The organism is Nitratidesulfovibrio liaohensis (genome assembly GCF_011682075.1).
GTDB lineage: Bacteria > Desulfobacterota > Desulfovibrionia > Desulfovibrionales > Desulfovibrionaceae > Cupidesulfovibrio > Cupidesulfovibrio liaohensis.
This window is the reverse complement of record NZ_VSMK01000286.1, coordinates 1-18,805: the sequence shown is the minus strand read 5'-3', so window position 1 is coordinate 18,805 and position 18,805 is coordinate 1. Positions and strand designations below refer to the sequence as shown.

General features: G+C 61.5%; 13 protein-coding genes and 1 pseudogene. 9 read left to right on the top strand and 5 right to left on the bottom strand.

The genetic code is table 11. The features are described 5' to 3' along the window. The 3 genes from dhaM to dhaK form a co-directional block, all read right to left on the bottom strand. Positions 1-881 (bottom strand): dihydroxyacetone kinase phosphoryl donor subunit DhaM (gene dhaM, locus FVW27_RS10425; protein ID WP_167124936.1); only part of this gene is annotated, 881 nt, incomplete at its 3' end. Positions 882-884: 3 nt separating this feature from the next. Further along, a complete protein-coding gene (gene dhaL, locus FVW27_RS10420) occupies positions 885-1,517 on the bottom strand; it encodes a dihydroxyacetone kinase subunit DhaL (protein ID WP_167124934.1) in 633 nt (210 codons plus the stop codon). Between the two features lie 513 nt (positions 1,518-2,030). Further along, positions 2,031-3,095, bottom strand: coding sequence for a dihydroxyacetone kinase subunit DhaK (gene dhaK / locus FVW27_RS10415; RefSeq protein WP_167124932.1), 1,065 nt, complete (start codon positions 3,093-3,095; stop codon positions 2,031-2,033). A 230-nt stretch (positions 3,096-3,325) separates the two neighbouring features. On the opposite strand from dhaK, the gene FVW27_RS10410 reads away from it, so the two are divergent. From FVW27_RS10410 to FVW27_RS10400, 3 genes are all read left to right on the top strand, one after another. Next, positions 3,326-4,015: a Fic family protein gene (locus tag FVW27_RS10410; RefSeq protein ID WP_167124930.1), complete on the top strand. Its 690-nt coding sequence runs from the start codon at positions 3,326-3,328 to the stop codon at positions 4,013-4,015. Positions 4,016-4,113: 98 nt separating this feature from the next. Continuing rightward, positions 4,114-7,188, top strand: a complete 3,075-nt coding sequence (locus tag FVW27_RS10405; protein WP_167124928.1) for an SNF2-related protein — start codon at positions 4,114-4,116, stop codon at positions 7,186-7,188. 12 nt (positions 7,189-7,200) lie between these two features. Next, the gene (locus FVW27_RS10400) at positions 7,201-8,679 is read left to right on the top strand and encodes a hypothetical protein (protein WP_167124926.1); all 1,479 of its coding nucleotides are present in this window, start codon (positions 7,201-7,203) and stop codon (positions 8,677-8,679) included. A 96-nt stretch (positions 8,680-8,775) separates the two neighbouring features. Here the strand turns inward: FVW27_RS10400 and ahcY are convergent, their stop codons facing one another. Together ahcY and FVW27_RS10390 are read right to left on the bottom strand one after the other, a co-directional pair. Then, entirely contained in the window at positions 8,776-10,215 is a 1,440-nt protein-coding gene (ahcY, locus tag FVW27_RS10395) for an adenosylhomocysteinase (RefSeq protein ID WP_167124924.1), read from the bottom strand. A gap of 267 nt (positions 10,216-10,482) precedes the next feature. Beyond that, positions 10,483-11,424 (bottom strand): ArsR/SmtB family transcription factor, encoded by a 942-nt coding sequence (locus tag FVW27_RS10390; protein WP_167124922.1) that lies wholly within the window; start codon positions 11,422-11,424, stop codon positions 10,483-10,485. Between the two features lie 465 nt (positions 11,425-11,889). On the opposite strand from FVW27_RS10390, the gene kdpF reads away from it, so the two are divergent. From kdpF to FVW27_RS10360, 6 genes and pseudogenes are all read left to right on the top strand, one after another. Next, on the top strand, positions 11,890-11,979 hold the full coding sequence (gene kdpF / locus FVW27_RS10385) for a K(+)-transporting ATPase subunit F (protein ID WP_167124920.1): 90 nt from the start codon (positions 11,890-11,892) through the stop codon (positions 11,977-11,979). 84 nt (positions 11,980-12,063) lie between these two features. Beyond that, positions 12,064-13,848: a potassium-transporting ATPase subunit KdpA gene (gene kdpA, locus FVW27_RS10380; protein WP_167124918.1), complete on the top strand. Its 1,785-nt coding sequence runs from the start codon at positions 12,064-12,066 to the stop codon at positions 13,846-13,848. A gap of 22 nt (positions 13,849-13,870) precedes the next feature. Continuing rightward, a complete protein-coding gene (gene kdpB, locus FVW27_RS10375; RefSeq protein ID WP_167124916.1) occupies positions 13,871-15,928 on the top strand; it encodes a potassium-transporting ATPase subunit KdpB in 2,058 nt (685 codons plus the stop codon). A gap of 12 nt (positions 15,929-15,940) precedes the next feature. Then, positions 15,941-16,549, top strand: a complete 609-nt coding sequence (kdpC, locus tag FVW27_RS10370; protein ID WP_167124914.1) for a potassium-transporting ATPase subunit KdpC — start codon at positions 15,941-15,943, stop codon at positions 16,547-16,549. Between the two features lie 350 nt (positions 16,550-16,899). Beyond that, positions 16,900-18,027 carry a universal stress protein gene (locus FVW27_RS10365; protein WP_167124912.1) on the top strand — a complete coding sequence of 376 codons (1,128 nt, stop codon included), beginning with the start codon at positions 16,900-16,902 and terminating at the stop codon, positions 18,025-18,027. Continuing rightward, positions 18,024-18,805, top strand: a pseudogene (locus FVW27_RS10360) (sensor histidine kinase); the annotation flags it as partial. The gene FVW27_RS10365 and the pseudogene FVW27_RS10360, both read left to right, overlap by 4 nt.

Here is an 18,805-nt window from a genome sequence, read left to right as displayed (position 1 = left end):
GCATCGAACGCCGGGCGATGCCAGACGGCAGGCCCCACGGCAATGCCCGGCGAAGCGGGCACCCCGCCCTTGGCGGCGGGCACGCCCGCCGCAGCTGGCTTGCCCTGCTTGCCTGCGCCAGACGAGCCGTTTGCGTCGGGCAAATCGCCGAAGTTCTCCGCCGCAAGGTCGGCCAGCACCTTCAGGGCCTGCTCTGCGTCCGCTCCGGTGGCCCGGAAGGTTACGGTTTCCCCTCCGCGCACGGCCAGCGTGGCGATACGGTTCACCGAGCGAGCGGAAACCACCCGCTCGCCACGCGCCAGTTGCACGTCTGCCGAGAACGGTCCGAGCGCGGTGACGATGCGCGCGGCAGGCCGGGCATGCAACCCAAGGCGATTGGGCACCATCAGGGTCAGCTCATGGCTGGCCGCCGGGGTGACACTCGCTGCCGGGTGTGTTGCCTCGGCCATCCCGCCGCCTTCCTGCATCAGGGCCATGCCCAGCAGTTCGGCCTTTGCCGCCAGTGCGGACTGCGCCTCGCGCAGCACGGTGTCCAGGTCCGCTCCGATGGAGGCCTGCACGGCTGCGGCCATGACGCCTTCCACCAGCGGGGCCGGGCACAGCCGCACCTGCGCCGCCACCTCGGGCGGCAGCAGGTCCAGCGCCGTTTCCGCGCTCATCAGCGCGCTGCCAAGGTCCATCAGCACCACCACGCCGTCGCCCTGCTGCACTGCTTCTATGGCGGCCATGACCCGCATGGGGTCTGTGCCGATGGGGTGATCCGGGTCGTCGATGCCGCCCGCCACGGCCAGCGGCACGCGGCCCTGCGTCATCTGTTCCGCCAGTTCCTTCACGCCCTGCCCCAGCACGGCGCTGTGCGTGACGACCACGATGCCTACCATGGGCTACCCCCGCACCACATCGCGCAGGGCGGCCAGCAACAGCACTGTGGAGGTGGCCCCGGGATCCTGATGGCCGATGCTGCGCTCGCCAAGGTAGCTGGCGCGTCCCTTGCGGGCCTGCAACGGAATGGTGGCGCGCATGCCTTCTTCCGCCGCCGCCACGGCGGCATCCAGCCCGGCAAGCAGGTCGGCCCCGCCCGCCACGGCGTCACGGTAGGCGTCGATGGCGGGCTTCCAGGCATCGAACATGGTCTTGTCGTGCAGCACGGGACGCCCGCGCGAGACCACGCCCTCCACCCCGGCATCCAGCAGGGCCTGCACGTCGGGGGCGTCCAGGGCGTCCTTGCCCGCCACGGCAAGCCCGGCCTTCATGAAAAAGGTGCCGTACAGGGGACCGCTGGCTCCGCCCACGGTGGACAACAACACCATGCCGGTGTCCTTCAGAATGGCGCCAATGTCCTTGTCCGCGAAGGTGGGCAGCTTTTCCTGCACCTTGCTGAAGCCCCGGTCCATGTTGATGCCGTGGTCGGCATCGCCGATGGCGGCGTCGAGATCGGTGAGATAGGTACGGTTGTCGCGCATGATATCGCCCAGCTTGGCGAGCCATGTGAGGATGTGTTCGCGGGTGATCTGCATGGGGGCGTCCTTATGGAAATATGGTGGACGATGGCCGTGACGCGCCAGTGAAAATGGCGTGAACCGCCGTCCGCGTGTACGGATTCCGGTCCGGCGGACGGCAGGCATGCCATCCGCCGGACCGGGATTCATGGTCGATAAGGAAACTGTTCTGGTTGAGGTGGCGTCAGCTTTTGGTTTGGCTTGGGCTCGCAGCATTTCACCATGCGTTGCACTGAGTCCATCAACACTCTGCATGCGCTACGCCAAGGGCATCGGCGTTCGCTGTGCCACTGCACTTCGCGTGCGCTGCGCGACTACACTCCGCGTGCGCTGCGCTACCGCTGCCTTCGCGGGTTGTGAGGATTTTTGTTCGCTGCCAAGGAGAAGTGCATTTTCATGCAGGGAATGCAGCGGCAGCCGTTAGGCGAGCTTGCGAGCCTTACGGATGGCGACCGCAGAGCGCTCTTTGGTGCATGACCGAAATGAAAATGTGCTCCGACGCAGGCAGCGGACAAAAGGACCACAACCCGCTTAGCCCATGCGCAGGCCAGGGGTGATCGCCTTGGCATCCCAGAACTTCAGGATCTCGTCGTCCACCTTCAGCAGGGTGATGGAAAAGCCCTGCATTTCCAGAGAGGTGATGTACGGGCCGATCAGGTTGCGCACGATGGAGATGCCGCGCGCCCCGCAGATGTCGGCCAGCTTGCGGTACACGGCGTACAGTTCGCTGACCGGGGTGCCGCCCATGCTGTTGACGAAGGCGATGACCTTGTCGCCCTTGGCGAAGGGGGCATCGGTCAGGGGCTTGTCCACCCACTGCCCGCTGGCGCGGTCCAGTTCGCGCACGGTGCGGGTGTAGGCCGGGTCGTCGATGATGGTGGTGGCCATGATCTGCACCAGTTCGTCCACGGGCTTCATGGGGGCGCGCTGGGTGCCCGGTTCGCCGTGGATGCCGATGCCGATCTCTATCTCGTTCTCGGCCAGCTCGAAGGTGGGCTTGCCCGCGGCGGGCACGGTGCACGGGGTCAGGGCCATGCCCATGGAGCGGCCATACTGGTTCACCTTGCGGCACAGGTCGGCGCACTTGTCGAGGTCGTACCCGGCTTCCGCCGCCGCGCCCACGATCTTTTCCGCCAGCACGGTGGTGCCCACGCCGCGCCGCCCGGCCGTGTACAGGCTGTCCTTTACGGCCACGTCGTCGTCGATAAGGATGTTCTGCACCTTCAGCCCCTCGGCGTGGCACAGTTCGGCGGCGGTTTCGAAGTTCATCACGTCGCCGGTGTAGTTCTTGACGATGAACAGCACGCCCGCGCCGCGATCCACGGCCTTTGCGCATTCGTACATCTGGTCGGGCGTGGGCGAGGTGAACACCTCGCCCGGGCACGCGCCGTCCAGCATGCCGTGTCCGACGAAGCCGCCGTGCATGGGTTCGTGCCCGCTGCCGCCGCCAGAGACGATGGCCACCTTGCCTTGCGGTATTTCCTTGCGGCAGACGAAGTGCGGGTCGATGTTCACCCGCAGTTCAGGATGCGCCGCCGCCATGCCCTGCAACTGTTCGCGAACCACGTTTTCCACTGCATTGATCAATTTCTTCATGGTCATGCCTCGTGGGTTTTGCTCGTTAGGGACAGTCACGCTGGACAATACGCGATTTCCGAGGCGGTGGGAACGGGGGAGAGGGAAGAAGGTAAGATGCCCCTAGCGTCAGGGCGTGGATGTAAAAGAGGGGCGAGGCGGCGCGGGGTTGTGCCCCCTTCCGAAAGCACGGCTGGCCGGGGCGCGGGAACCATCTTGCCGGGGGCGTGCGGATTGGCTAGGTGAAAGGAATGAACAGCGTACTCGATATCACGTGGCCGCCGGGCGACTACGAAACCACACGCGCCGCCGATGTGCGCGAGGCGGTCTTTTACCTGAAAAAGTTTCGGCCCGATTTCGTGTGGTCCAGCCTGAAGACCTTCGAGAACACCCCCTGCACCCTGCCCCAGACCCAGACCATCTTGCAGGGGCAAAGCGTGGGCGGGGTGAGTCTGGAGGCGCTGGATCAGGTGCGGCGCATGGGCCGCGCGGTGGACGTGCTGCTGGGCATGCTGGGCGACGGCAGCTTTGCCATGACCCGCGAGGTGGCCTGCCGCCTGCACGCGGAGGTGGCGCGGGACGAGGCGCTGGAATGGGGCGTGTTCCGCGCCAAACAGGTGTACGTGGGCGGCGTTGCCCACGTGCCGCCGCCAGCGGAGGAACTGGCCCAACGCTGGGACGACGGCGTGCACGCGCTGACCGCACTGGCATCGCCCAGCGAACGGGCGCTGGCCCTATTCCTGTTCATGGCCCGCACCCAGTTCTTTTACGACGGCAACAAGCGCACCGCCTGGCTGATGATGGCGGGCACGCTGGTGGCAAACGGGTATCTTGCCTTCGCCATACCCGCCAACGACGCGGAACGCTTCAACGAATGCTTAGCCGCGTTCTATGATTCCGGGGATGCGGGGGGGATGATGGAGTTGTTGGCGGGGTATTGATCAAGCCATACTCATATGAACTAACTAATTGCAGCACGTCAAACTCAGAGATAATACTCAACGCAAACACACCAAAGGCCAAATTACCGGTGAAATAAATGACTAAATTCTCGCCTGGAGACAAAGTCCGATACATCCACGATGCTAGTATGCACGGGATTGTGCTGAACTCCCCCCCACGTGCGACAAAGGCGGGTTTAGTTTGGCGAATCCAATGGAACTCAGGCCAAATTGACTCCAAATATGAAGATGAATTGCAACTCAACTCCTTAAACATAAACGACATACCGTCACTCATAATGCTCAATGAGTACGGAAGATCAGATGAAATTCAACGCAATCTAACACACGTTCAATTGTCAGGACGCTTATCTCATATTTTATATTCTCTCGGCATAACGAACACAATTTTTTTCCCTCACCAGTTTAAGCCTCTCCTGCGACTCCTAGACTCTCCTGTAAACAGCTTACTTATCGCTGACGAAGTTGGTCTCGGCAAAACGATAGAAGCAGGCTTAATTTGGACGGAACTACGCGCTCGGTACAATGTTGATTACCTACTAATTGTTTGTCCGGCTATGCTCAAAGAAAAGTGGAAACACGAGCTATACAACAGATTCGGAATTGATTCAAAAATAATTGATGCTGATGATCTACATTCATGGGCAAAGCTAAGCAGAAAGCCTCGCGGCCAGCAGGCATTCATTGCAGGCTATCAATCGCTTAGACCATCAAAAAACTGGGATCCAATAGACACAGAGCAAGACAGTCGAAAGGCGAATCGCCTTGCAAGCCACCTGTACAGCATAGTAGATGGCGAACCACTTTTTGATTTAGTCATTTTTGACGAAGCGCACTACATGCGCAACCGCGACAGTGCAACATGGAAGATTTGTGAACTCCTGAGGAACATCACACAATACCGAATTATGCTATCAGCAACACCAATAAACATCAAAAATAGAGATTTATACAACTTATTGCACCTACTTGACCCAGATGGGTTTGCGCATGAGCTGAGCTTTGAAAAACTGCTAGAGGCAAATCGTCCACTTGTTAAGGCTCGCGATGCCGTCTTATCTTCAAAGCCTCACGCTGAGACAATCAAAAACTACATCCTTGAAGCAACATCGAACGACCTCCTTCTTGATTCAAAAACACTAAAGCACTTACTTGAACAAAACATCACACAAGAAGCATTAAATGACAGAGAATATCGACATGAGATATCAAGCCAACTAGAAAAATCAAATCTACTATCGTATATAATAAACAGAACTCGAAAAAAAGAAGTTCAAGAGAAACGAACTATCCGAGATGTTAAACCCATATCCGTAGAAATGACATCCCTAGAACAAAAGGCATATCACGCAGTCACAAATGCAATACGTGACTATGCCATAGAAAACCAAATCAACGAAGGCTTCCTACTCGCCACAGCACAACGCCAAATCACATCATGCCCGGCTGCTGCGGTCAACGCATGGCTACGATCAGAGGTCACTGACCCCGACGTCACATTGGATTTCACGAGTGACACTAGCGAGAACTCCTTCCGCAATATACTCCCATCGATAGTAAGAGACATTGACCCAGGAGAACTGGAACAAAACGACAGCAAGCTTTCGCAATTAATTGAACTCCTCAGGCATAGCTCTGAAAGGAAGATACTTATCTTCACAACATTCAGGGCCACAGCTCGCTACTTAGAACGAAAACTCCGTTCGCTCGGCCATCCTGCGGCAGTACTCATGGGCGGAATGAAGGACAAACAAGACATCCTCGATACTTTTAGTTCTGATGCCGAAACTCGACTACTCATAACCACAGAAGTCTCAGCGGAAGGCCTTGACCTCCAATTCTGCAAAGTACTGATCAATTATGATTTGCCATGGAATCCAATGCGCATTGAACAACGAATAGGCCGCATAGACAGAATTGGCCAAGAATCTCCCAAGATATGGATCAAAAACATAGTATTTCGCGACTCCATTGACGAGAAAATCCTATCGCGACTCATTGAAAGAATAGACACATTCCAAGACGCGCTCGGCGACTCAGAAGCAATCATCGGAGAAGAAATGCGAAACCTCGAGCGCAATCTTCTCTGCAAAAAAATCACACTAGAAGAAGAGGCTACAATAATTGAGCAAACGGCACAGGCTCTTACAAACAATCTGCGCGAACAGAAGAGCCTCAACGACAACGCCCCCATCCTGATGGCCCACGGACAACGAATACTAGAGGAGGCAACCAAAGACGACGCGTACAGAATTACGAACGACGATCTTTTCATGTACGTTCATGATTTTCTAAAGCGCCACACAACAGGGTACGTGTTTCAAGAAATCAAAGGCGATTTCAAACAAGGCCGCTCTGTTCGAATAAAACTTCCGACCGATATTGCCGAGCAGTTCGCCGACTTCTGCCGAAAAGAACAAACCACGGAAGGCAGAATGCTAGCAGCGGGCATTGAACACCCTTACATTTTTCTGAACAAGATCGGCACGCAACAACACATTCAAAAAGAAATAATTCATCAATTCCATGCCTTCATTAGATTCATAAGTGCTGCGTATCAAACAAAGGGAGAAACCTTCTACCCATTGATTGCAGTAAAATTAAAACGCGCCAATGCGATAGAAGCATATCAAAGCGGCACTTACTTCTTCTTAATCGCCAGTTGGACATTCACCGGAATTCGACAAGAAGAGCACCTTGTCCCCTATGTTATCCACTGCGAATCAAACACACGACTTGATATGGATGTTGCCAGGATATTTATTGACAAATTGCGCACAGAAGGAACCGACCTAATCGACACAACGCATATTCCAGCACCACAGCGAGCTCTTGAGTTATATGACGATGCGGAAATCTTCTTACGTTCAAAATACGAGAGAACACTAGAATTAAAACGAATTGAAAATGAAGAACGTGCTAGGATACAAATAAAAATACTTGATCAACACACTGAATCCCGAGTCTCTCGTTTCGAAAGCACGGCACAAACACACATTTCCTTCGGGCGCAACTCACTTGCAAAAGCCGTCACAGCGCAAAAAAATCTTTTCATTGAGCGAGTGGCCATTAAAAAAGCAGAAATATTAAAAAGGTCTACAATATCACCAATGCACAGAATAATCTGCGCAGGGATAACAATTGTAACATAATCCGAGGTGGTTATGCTCAAGCTTGGCGACCTTCTAAAGGCTGCTGGACTTAACTGCAATGACAGCCAAACATCTCACAAGAAACAAAACACCGCGCAACTCCCTCCTCAAAAAAACACCACACATCTACGCCCCTCCCACCCCCTTTCCCCTAAAACAACTCAAGCACCTCCCCCTCGACACACAGCCCACCAACCAGACTACTACAACGAAAGACGCGCCCTCCCTGCAATTCCTACACCAGCCGGGCCAGCGACGCAAGCAACAGAAAATACTTTCAAAATCTTCTCTCCACCCTCAAGTGGAATAGACTTCAAACCCACCCCCTCTGCATGGGTGTCCCATGGCCAAAGCACACAAATCAGCGACGGAGCCGCGCTTCCGATCCACATTGGCATAGACTTTGGGACCGCCTTCACCAAGGTTGCGGTTAAAACAAAAAATAAAATATGGATTGTAGATTGGTCTGGAATAATTCAGGAAGAAAATACTTACCTCTTACCAGGAGAACTCTCCATCCTTCCAAACGGTACAACGCTTCTCGGAGTTCACTCGGGACTTGAAATTTTCAACAACCTCAAAGTTCCTTTCCTACTAAAAGTCGACGAAGGTTTACACCTACACACTACCTGCTTTCTTGCCTGGGTAATGAAGTACACACGCGCTTGGATATTTCAAAATCTTCGCAATCAAATATATCAACACCGCCTAACCTGGGATATCACCATTGGGATACCGACAGAAACATGGGACAAGGGCGACCGATCAAAAATTTGTGAAAAAATTGCAATCATGGCCTGGAACACAAGCTTAACGAACGACATATCCCTTGCCAATGCCATGTCCGCACCATCAGACATCGAAACCGCTTATGATCTCAATACTCTCTCCTCGCAGCCAGAGTTTCGCGCAGAGATTATGAGCTACAGCAAATCACCACAGCGCACAAATGGACTCCATTTCTTTTGTGATATTGGCGCTGGAACCCTTGATCTTTGCACGATCATCATCACGGAAAAAAACTTTCAGCCTCACTATTCTGTATTAGAAGCTCGGGTCCATCCGCTTGGAGCCTACCACCTTGAACTCGGCGGTTCACAATGTGAACCTAAAATATATTCAGCGATATCAAACATACTTGGGACAACTAAAAAAAAGCGGGACCCTCGTTTTTTCATACACGGGACACCGTTACCTCACTCACTCTTGGGTGGGGGCCGCTCAGATCCGCGATATCTCAAGCAACTTCACCATGCAGCAAATCATCCGAATGCTCCTATCAAACTTTCAGACAACCCCATTGACATCCAGATGGATAAATACAATCTCGAAACAAATCTGCCTGATGACATTGCACATCGTTTCTTAGTAGCCACGGGATTGTGCTGGAATGATGAAGACTTTGGCAGCATTACACACTCAAACGACATTGACGATATCTGCCCATATACACCCGATGAACAAATCGACATAGATGAACGTTACTCTTGACCACCCTACACTTTCTCCTGCGCCAACACGCAAAAAAACCGCCTCCGGGAATTCCTTCCCGGAGGCGGTTTCGCATTCTCTCTATCCGTCTCTCGCCTAGTAGCGGTAATGCCCCGGCTTGTACGGCCCGTCCATGGGCACGCCGATGTAGTCGGCCTGTTCCTTGGTCAGGGTGGTCAGGGTAACGCCAAGGCGGGCCAGGTGCAGGCGAGCCACCTGTTCATCCAGCTTCTTGGGCAGGATGTACACCTTGCGTTCAAGGTCGGGGTTGGTGGCCAACTCGATCTGGGCCAGGGTCTGGTTGGTGAAGCTGTTGGACATGACGAAGCTGGGGTGGCCGGTGGCGCAACCCAGGTTCACCAGACGCCCTTCGGCCAGCACGATGATGGAGCGGCCCGACTTCAGGGTCCACTTGTCCACCTGCGGCTTGATGTTCAGGCAGGTGCAGCCGGGGGTGGTTTCCAGGTAGTGCATGTCGATTTCGTTATCGAAGTGGCCGATGTTGCAGACGATGGCCTCGTCCTTCATGGCCTCCATGTGCGCGCCGGTGATGACCTTGTAGTTGCCGGTGGCGGTGACGAAGATGTCGCCCTCTTCCACGGCCTTTTCCATGGTGGTCACTTCGTAGCCTTCCATGGCCGCCTGCAGGGCGCAGATGGGGTCGATCTCGGTCACCAGCACGCGCGCGCCAAAGCCGCGCATGGACTGGGCGCAGCCCTTGCCCACGTCGCCGTAGCCCGCGACCACCACCACCTTGCCCGCCACCATCACGTCGGTGGCGCGCTTGATGCCGTCGGCCAGCGATTCGCGGCAGCCGTACAGGTTGTCGAACTTCGACTTGGTCACCGAATCATTCACATTGATGGCCGGGAACAGCAGCTTGCCTTCCTGCTCCAGTTGGTACAGGCGGTGGACCCCCGTGGTGGTTTCTTCCGAAACGCCGCGCACGCGGGCTGCCACGCGCTGCCAGCGGCCCGGATCGTTCTGGTAGGCCAGGGCAAGACGATCCATGATGATCTGGAATTCCTTGTTGTCGTAGGCCTGCTTGAGCAGTTCGGGGTTGTTTTCCACCTCGACGCCCTTGTGGATCATCAGGGTGGCGTCGCCGCCGTCGTCAACCAGCAGGTCGGGACCGCTGCCGTCGGGCCAGGTCAGCGCCATTTCGGTGCACCACCAGTAGTCTTCCAGCGTTTCGCCCTTCCAGGCGAACACCTTGGCCATGCCGGAATCGGCAATGGCCGCCGCCGCGTGGTCCTGGGTGGAGAAGATGTTGCACGAGGCCCAGCGGATGTCCGCGCCCAGCTCGTACAGCGTCTTGATGAGCATGGCCGTCTGGATGGTCATGTGCAGCGAACCGGTAACGCGCAGGCCCTTCAGCGGCTTGCTGACGCCGTACATGCGGATGAGTTCCATCAGCCCCGGCACTTCGCGCTCGGAAAGCTGCATTTCCTTGTGGCCGAAGTCGGCCAGGGCCATGTCGGCCACCTTGTTGGCAAGGGAAAGGTCCAGGGCTTGCGCCCGCTTGGCATCGGTCATGTGTGCCTCCGTAGGGAAGGATTTGGTTGCTGTTGCGGTGTGCCGGGCGCGGCATGTGGATGCGCCCCGGCATGCTTCGGGTGTGCGGCGCAGCGCGCACGCCCCGGAAATCTGCTCCGTCCACTGTAACGGGGGACGGCGTGTTGCGGGAGTATAGTTGTTGGTCGGTGGCCATTCCTGGCGTGTGGTGTCGCCGGGTGTCGCCCGATGCCGTCCGGGCTTGTCCGGGCATGCCCGATTCCATCAAGCCGGGGCAAACCCCGCCGACTACGACTTCTCCGCCACGATCAGGTGCAGCGACAGGCCCTTGCTCACCTCGCGCAGATCCGCCCGGCGCACGACAAAGCCCGCTTCGGAAAGGCGGGCCGTCAGCGCGGCCCGGTCGAAGCCGAGCCAGCGGTCGCCATAGTCGGAGCGCATGCGCTCGTTGTCGTGGTGGTCGAAATCGCTGAGAAACAGCAGCCCGCCGGTGCGCAGGGTACGGCCAATCTCGCGCAGGGCCGCCACCGGCTCCGACAGGTGGTGCAACACCATGTTGATGGAGGCGAAATCCGCCTCGCCGTCGCGCAGGGGCAAGTGGTCCAGTTCGCCGATGCGCAGGGATACGCGCGGCCCGGCATCGGCCAGGCGGCGGCGGGCCATTTCCAGCATGCGCGGCGAACCGTCCACGCCGATGACCTCTTGCGCGCGGGGCAACATGCGCTCCAGCACGGTGCCCGTACCGCAGCCCAGGTCCACGGCCACGCGGCAGGCAGGCGAGCCATCCACGCTGGCGGCAGGCATGGCAGCCGCCACCGCGCCCGCCAGGTCGAAGCCGCCCAGCACCTCGCGGTTCAGTTCGTCCCAGTCCTCGGCAATGGCGTTGAAGAACTGGCGCGTCTTCAGCGCCCGCTCCTCGATGATCTTTTCCGCCATGGCCATGTCGCCCTGCAGGGTCATGTCCTCTGCAATGAACGGGGCCACCGCGTCCAGAAAGTCGCGGCCTTCGCCTTCCGCCGGGGCGGCATAGAACACCCACAGCCCGTCGCGGCGCGAGACCAGCAGCCCCGCCCCGGTCAATATCTTGAGATGGCGCGACACCCGCGACTGCCCCATCTCGAGGATGGAAACAAGTTCGTTCACGTTCAGCTCGTGCTTGTTCAGCACGTGCATGAGCCGCATTCGGGTGTCGTCGGATAGGGCCTTGAAGTAGTCCAGTGCTGCCGACATAGGGGTACCGCACAAAATTTCTTGAGGTATGGCGCATGGTTTTCCGCGCGCCGGGCATCGTTTCCGGATGCCTTGATATTCATACATCAAGAAAACTTGATTTGCAAGTATCCGCTATGGCGCATACAGCGCCTCCCCCAGCGCCCGGAAGCCCGGCGCAGTCCACGCGTCACCGGGCAGGCCACCCCAACCACGCGAATGATCCCCCGTCATTTTCATTGCCGGTACGCCACCACGGGATTACAAAATGAAATATCTCCCTTGCAAAAGGTAATCCCGCACCCCTCCCGCAGGCCTTCATCCGCCCATGGCCGACAACGCAACAAGCTGTCGCAACACACATTCTTCATACAGCAACCCTTTGGCACGCCGCATGCTCTACCGATGACGTCCGGCACCCGCCGGGCCGGGCCGCTCCCCATTCCGGAAAAGCGACCCCGCAACAACTCCAGCCGGAGCACCGTCATGGAACTCTACGATTCGATCGGCATAGCCTTCGCGGCGGGCCTGTTCGTCTATCTCGTCTACGCCCTGTTTCGCCCTGACAAATTCTAACCCCCCGGCGCATGGCCGCTCCCGCCGTTCCTTGCGGCGCAGCCTCCCTGCGTTGAAGAATCACCGCTCACACCGGAGACCATCATGACCCCGCGCGACTACCTGCAACTGGCCCTGTTCCTGGGCATTCTCGCCCTCGCCTCGCCGCCGCTGGGGCGATATATCCACCGCGTGCTGGAAGGCGGCCGCACCTGGCTGCACCCCCTGCTCGGCCCCGTGGAGCGTCTGATCTACGCGGCGGCGGGCGTGGACCCCACCCGCGACCACACCTGGCAGCGCTACGCCGCCTGCGTGCTGGGCTTCACCCTGGCGGGCTTCTGCCTGACCTTCGGCGTGCTGATGTTCCAGGACGTGCTGCCGCTGAACCCGCAAGGCTTTCCGGCCCCGTCCTGGGATCTCGCCCTGAACACCGCCGTCAGCTTCGTCACCAACACCAACTGGCAGGCCTACGGCGGTGAAGCGACCATGAGCCACCTTTCGCAGATGGTGGCGCTGACCTACCAGAATTTCGTCTCCGCCGCCGTGGGCATTGCCGTATGCATGGCCGTGGTGCGCGGCGTGGCCAGGGCCGAGGCCCAAGGCCTCGGCAACTTCTGGACAGATCTCGTGCGCGCCAACCTGTACGTGCTGCTGCCGCTCTGCGTGGTGGGCGCGCTGGCGCTGGTGAGCCAGGGCATGGTGCAGACCTTCGCCGCTTCGTTCACCGCCCTCACGCCGGAAGGCGCCACCCAGACCATCGCCGTGGGGCCGGTGGCCTCGCAGGTGATCATCAAGATGCTGGGCACCAACGGCGGCGGGTTCTTCAACGCCAACGGGGCACACCCCTTCGAGAACCCCACGGCCGTTTCGAACTTCATCCAGATGCTGGCCATCTTCCTGCTGCCCAGCGCGCTGGTGTTCACCCTGGGGACCGCCGTGCGCCGCCCCCGTCATGCCTGGACGGTGTGGGGCGTGATGGCCGGGGTGTTCCTGGCGGGCGCCCTGCTCATCGCCCACTTCGAATACCGGGGCACCCCGGCCATGGCGCAGGCCGTGGCGGCGGGCAGCCCTGCCACGTCCGTTGCCGCACCCGGCGTCACCTCGCCCCCGGCCCCGGCCTCCATGCCCGCCAGCACGCCGTCCAGCGTCCCCAACATGGAAGGCAAGGAAGTGCGCTTCGGCATCTTTTCCTCCGCCCTGTTCGCCACCATCACCACCGACGCCTCATGCGGCGCGGTGAACGCCATGCACGACAGCCTGACGCCCATCGGCGGGCTGGTGGCCCTGGTGAACATGCAGCTTGGCGAAATCATCTTCGGCGGGGTGGGGTCCGGGCTGTACGGCATGGTGCTGTTCATCATCCTTACCGTGTTCCTGGCCGGGCTGATGGTGGGCCGCACGCCCGACTACCTGGGCAAACGCATCGAGGGGCGCGAGGTCACCTGGTCCGTGGCGGCGCTGCTGCTGCCCGCCATGCCCCTGCTGGGCTTCACCGCCCTGTCCGCCGTGGGCTGGGGGCCGGAAGCCCTGGCCAACGCGGGCGCGCACGGCTTTTCGGAACTGCTCTACGCCTACACCTCCGCCTCGCAAAACAACGGCAGCGCCTTCGGCGGCCTGACCGTGAACAGCCCGGCATTCAACCTGACCACGGCGGCGGCCATGCTCATCGGGCGTTTTGGCGTCATGCTGCCCATGCTGGTGGTGGCCGGTTCGCTGGCCGCGCGCAGGCCGCGCCCCATCACCGACGCCTCATTCCCCGTGGAGGGCGGCACCTTCGCCCTGCTGCTGACCTCCGTCATCATCATCGTGGGCGCGCTGACCTACCTGCCCGCCCTCTCGCTGGGCCCCATCGTGGAACACCTGCAAATGCTCGAAGGGCTGCTGTTCTAGCCCACCCCATAGGTACACCGCCATGAAACGCAATCGCACGCAATCGCACGCCCCCTCCATGTACCGCCGCGCCACGGCGGACGCCTTCCGCAAGCTGAACCCGCGCCTTCTCGCCAGAAACCCCGTCATGTTCGTGGTGGGCGCGGGCAGCCTGCTGACCACCGTTGCCTTCCTGCACGACCTCGTCCTGCACGGCTGGTCCGCCCGCGCGGCCTTCGGCGGCCAGATCAGCCTGTGGCTGTGGGCCACGGTGCTGTTCGCCAACTTCGCCGAAGCCCTGGCCGAAGGGCGCGGCAAGGCCCAGGCCGACACCCTGCGCAACGCGCGGCGCGACACCCCGGCCTTTCGCCTGCGCGACGGCGGGACCACCGAAGAGGTATCCGCCTCGGCCCTTGTCCCCGCCGACCTGGTGGTGGTGGAAGCGGGGCAGGTGATACCCGCCGACGGCACAGTGGTGGAAGGGGCCGCCGCCGTGGACGAATCGGCCATCACCGGCGAATCGGCCCCGGTGGTGCGCGAGTCCGGCGGCGACCGCAGCGCGGTCACCGGCGGCACCACGGTGCTCTCGGACCGGCTGGTGATCCGCGTGACGCAGGAGCCGGGCAAGTCGTTCCTGGACCGGATGATCGCCCTGGTGGAAGGCGCGGAACGCCAGAAGACCCCCAACGAGATCGCCCTGAACATCCTGCTGGCCGGGCTGACCATCGTCTTCCTGCTGGCCGTGGTCACCCTGAAGCCCTTCGCGCTGTTCCACGGGGTGAACGTGGGCGTAGTAGTGCTGATCGCCCTGCTGGTCTGCCTGATTCCCACCACCATCGGCGGGCTGCTGGCGGCCATCGGCATCGCGGGCATGGACCGCCTGCTGCGCCGCAACGTGCTGGCCATGTCTGGCCGCGCGGTGGAGGCGGCGGGCGACGTGGATGTGCTGCTGCTGGACAAGACCGGCACCATCACCTTGGGCAACCGCATGGCCGCCGACTTCATGCCCCTGCCGGGCGTGGAGCGCGCGGCGATGATCCGCGCGGCGTTGCAGGCATCCTCGGGCGACGAAACCCCGGAAGGCCGGTCCATCGTCGACCTCGCCCGCGCGCAAGGCGGCGAAGCCACCCTGCCCGCATCGCCCGGCGAAGTGCAACGCATCCCCTTCACCGCGCAAACCCGCATGAGCGGCATCGACCTGCCGGACGAACAACTGCGCAAGGGCGCCACCGACGCCGTGCTGGCCTGGGCCGACAGTCTCGGGCTGCCCGGCATTGCCGAACGCCGCGCCGAGGCCCAGCGCCTGGCCGACGTCATCGCCACCGATGGCGGCACCCCGCTGGTGGTGGCCTCCACCAAGGTGGGCGTGTTGGGCGTCATCCACCTGAAGGACGTGGTGAAGCCGGGCATGCGCGACCGCTTCGAGCGCATCCGGGCCATGGGCATCCGCACGGTGATGATCACCGGCGACAACCGCCTGACGGCCAAGGCCATCGCCGCCGAGGCGGGCGTGGACGACTACCTTGCCGAGGCCAAACCCGAAGACAAGCTGCACCTGATCGTGGACATGCAGAAGGGCGGGCGGCTGGTGGCCATGTCCGGCGACGGCACCAACGACGCGCCCGCGCTGGCCCAGTCGGACGTGGGACTGGTGATGAACACCGGCACCCAGGCCGCGCGCGAGGCGGGCAACATGATAGACCTCGATTCCGACCCCACCAAGCTCATAGAGATCGTCGAAATCGGCAAGCAACTGCTGATCACGCGCGGGGCGCTGACCACCTTCAGCGTGGCCAACGACGTGGCCAAGTACTTCGCCATCATCCCCGCCATCTTCGTGGCCTCGCTGCCCCAACTGGGCGCGCTGGACGTGATGGGCCTGACCAGCCCGGAAAGTGCAGTGCTTTCCGCCGTCATCTTCAACGCGCTGATCATCGTGGCGCTGATCCCCCTGGCTCTGCGCGGCGTGCGCTACCGCCCACGCAGCACGGCCCATGCCCTGCGCACCAACCTGCTGGTGTACGGCCTTGGCGGGCTGGTGGCCCCGTTCGTCGGCATCAAGTGCATCGATCTGCTCATCACCGCCCTTGGGCTGGTGTAAAGGAGTGTCCATATGATCGCTCTCGCCAGACAATCCCTGGTCGTCACCCTGCTGCTTGCGGCAGTGCTGTGCGGCGCGTACCCTGTGCTCGTGACCGGCGCGGCGCAGGCCCTCATGCCCCACAAGGCCAACGGATCACCCGTTGTGCCCCGGGGTGGGGTGGCGGACGGCCGGGTAACCGGGTCCGACCTGATCGGCCAGACTTTCACCGGGGCCGGGTACTTCCATGGTCGCCCATCCGCTGCCGGGGATGACGGCTACGATGCATCGGCGTCCAGCGGGTCCAACCTTGGCCCCACCAGCCGCGCGCTGGCCGAATCCATGCAGGCCCGCGCCACCGCCCTGCGGGCGGAAAACCCGGATTGGAAGGCCCCCCTGCCGCCGGACATGGTTACCGCCTCGGCCAGCGGGCTGGACCCGCACATCAGCCCGGACGGGGCGCGCATGCAGGTGGCCCGCGTGGCCGCCGCACGCGGACTGCCCATGGAGAAGGTGACCGAACTGGTGGACGCGCACGTGGAAGGACCGCAACTGGGCCTGTTCGGAGAACCGCGCGTCAACGTACTGCGCCTGAATCTGGCGCTGGACGCGCTGGCGGGCGGACGGGCAGAAGGCAACTAGGAGCACCGTGCGGCAGGTCTTTCAAAAAATCGAAAGGCCTCCGACGGCCCGGTATGCGTACCGCGCCCTTCCCCGCGCGACAGGGCTTTCGTTCTCCGGCAAGGAAGATGCGCCTTTTACGGAGGCGAGCGCGCGGCAGTTGTTGGGCAAGCGCGAAGGTCGACCCGGAGGGCGCGCAGCGTGGCCGTAGGCGAGCTTGCGAGCCATACGGCCATCGTACGCAGAGCGCGAGCCTTACAAATGGCGACCGCAGAGCGCTCTGACTGTGCGTGACCGGAGTAAAAGGCGCATCTGACGCAGCCGGAGGGCGAAACCCCGGAGCGCACGGACGTCATGCACCCGGAGGAATAATGGAAGGTTTCGCGGAACTCCTGGCCCGCAAACGCCAGGGCTCGCTGAAGGTCTACCTTGGCTATGCGGCGGGCGTGGGCAAGACCTACGCCATGCTTCAGGAAGGCCACCGGCTGCGCCAGGCCGGGTTCGACGTGGCCATCGGCTACGTGGAGCCCCACCGCCGCCCGGAAACCGCCGCGCTCATGGACGGGCTGGAGGTGGTGCCACCGCGCATGTGCCGGGTGGGCGATGCCCAGTTTCCCGAAGTGGACGTGCCCGCCGTGCTGGCCCGCCGTCCGCAGGTGGCGCTGGTGGACGAACTGGCCCACACCAACGCCGCGGGTTCGCCCAACCCCAAGCGCTACCGCGACGTGCTGGAGATCATGGAAGCGGGCATCAACGTCATCACCACGCTCAACGTGCAGCACCTGGAATCGGTGGCCGAACGGGTGGAGACGATGACCGACATCCCGGTGCGCGAACGGCTGCCCGACGCGGTGCTGCACCGCGCCGATCAGGTGGTGAACGTGGACGTGACCAAGGAGGAACTGCGCGAGCGGCTGCGCCTGGGCAAGATCTACGGCCAGGAGCAGGCCGAACGGGCGCTGATGGGCTTCTTCACCTACCAGAACCTGTCTCTGCTGCGCGAACTGTGCCTGCGCGAGGCCTCCGGCGACCAGGTGCGCAAGATCACCGAACAGGGCCTGTTGTCGCGCGAGGCCGCCGGAGACGCCGTGGAGGCGGTGATGGTGGCCCTGAGTTCCGACCCCACCGACGCGGAAACCCTGATCCGCCGGGGCATGCGCATGGCCAGCCAGTTCGGCTCGCCGTGCTATGTGGTGTACGTGCGCCGCCCCAGCGAAACCCCGGTGCGCATCGACGCGGGGTTGCAGCGCGTGCTGCAGAACAACCTGCGCCTGGCCGCCCTGCTGGGGGCGGAAGTGGTGCAACTGGAAGGCCACGACGTGCCGGAGGCGCTGGTGAACTTTGCCAGCGAACGCAACGTGCGCCATGCGGTGTTCGGCAAGTCGCGCCTGTCGCCCCTGCGCGAGCGGCTGCGCGGCTCGTTCATCCTCGACTTTCTGCACGAGGCGGTGGGGGTGGATGTGCATATCGTCAACACCACTCCCAGGGAGGCCCCATGAGCGCCAGCCCGTATGCGTCCTTCACGGATGGCCCCCCAGCGGGTGGGCCCCCAACGGGTGGGCCCCCAACGGGTGGGCATGGTCCCAATGCGTCCGGTCCGGATGTTTCCAGCGGGGTCCCCCCCCATGCACCGCACACGCCCCGCGGGCCGGAATCGCCTGTCGACCGCACAGGGCCGCACGCCCCGCTGCCCACCCTGCAAAAGCGCATCCGGCGCGACTTCCTGCGGCTGGTGGGGCTGTTCGGGGTGCTGGGCATCGTGCTGGTGGGCGCGGTGTTTGCCGCCGGGCGCATGCCCAACCTGCTGGTACGCATGAACTACGATTCCATCGCCTGGGTGCGCGAGATGGAAACGTCCATGAACGGCCTGCGCTTTGCCGCCCAGTACCCGGAGCGGGACGACGCGGGCTGGGCCGCCGCCTTCGAGGCCGCGCTGGACCGGGCGGAACGCAACATCACCGAACCGGATGAGCCGCAGGCGTTGGCGGACATCCGCGCCGCCTGGGTCGAATTCCGCAGGGCAGCCACGGTGGCGGAGTCCTCATCCGCCCCCAATGCCCCCGATACCGTAGATGCGGCCCACGCAAGGCTGCGCGCCACCCTGTCCGCGCTGGTGGAGGTGAACGAGCGCGGCATGTTCCGACGGCTGGACCGCAACACCCTGCTGCGCGATGCCACCGTGCTGGGCGCGGCGGCGCTGTTTCTGGCGGGCACGCTGTGGGCGGTGCTGCTGGCGGACGGCATCGCGGCCCGCGTCTCGCACCCGTTGCGCCGGGC

Bases quoted from the DNA above. Each gene is read 5' to 3' on its own strand.
- FVW27_RS10410 (WP_167124930.1), top strand. From the start codon at position 3,326: ATGAACAGCGTACTCGATATCACGTGGCCGCCGGGCGACTACGAAACC.
- kdpC (WP_167124914.1), top strand. From the start codon at position 15,941: ATGATCGCTCTCGCCAGACAATCCCTGGTCGTCACCCTGCTGCTTGCG.
- FVW27_RS10365 (WP_167124912.1), top strand. From the start codon at position 16,900: ATGGAAGGTTTCGCGGAACTCCTGGCCCGCAAACGCCAGGGCTCGCTG.
- FVW27_RS10405 (WP_167124928.1), top strand. From the start codon at position 4,114: ATGACTAAATTCTCGCCTGGAGACAAAGTCCGATACATCCACGATGCT.
- kdpF (WP_167124920.1), top strand. From the start codon at position 11,890: ATGGAACTCTACGATTCGATCGGCATAGCCTTCGCGGCGGGCCTGTTC.
- FVW27_RS10390 (WP_167124922.1), bottom strand. From the start codon at position 11,424: ATGTCGGCAGCACTGGACTACTTCAAGGCCCTATCCGACGACACCCGA.
- kdpA (WP_167124918.1), top strand. From the start codon at position 12,064: ATGACCCCGCGCGACTACCTGCAACTGGCCCTGTTCCTGGGCATTCTC.
- kdpB (WP_167124916.1), top strand. From the start codon at position 13,871: ATGAAACGCAATCGCACGCAATCGCACGCCCCCTCCATGTACCGCCGC.
- ahcY (WP_167124924.1), bottom strand. From the start codon at position 10,215: ATGACCGATGCCAAGCGGGCGCAAGCCCTGGACCTTTCCCTTGCCAAC.
- dhaK (WP_167124932.1), bottom strand. From the start codon at position 3,095: ATGAAGAAATTGATCAATGCAGTGGAAAACGTGGTTCGCGAACAGTTG.
- FVW27_RS10400 (WP_167124926.1), top strand. From the start codon at position 7,201: ATGCTCAAGCTTGGCGACCTTCTAAAGGCTGCTGGACTTAACTGCAAT.
- dhaL (WP_167124934.1), bottom strand. From the start codon at position 1,517: ATGCAGATCACCCGCGAACACATCCTCACATGGCTCGCCAAGCTGGGC.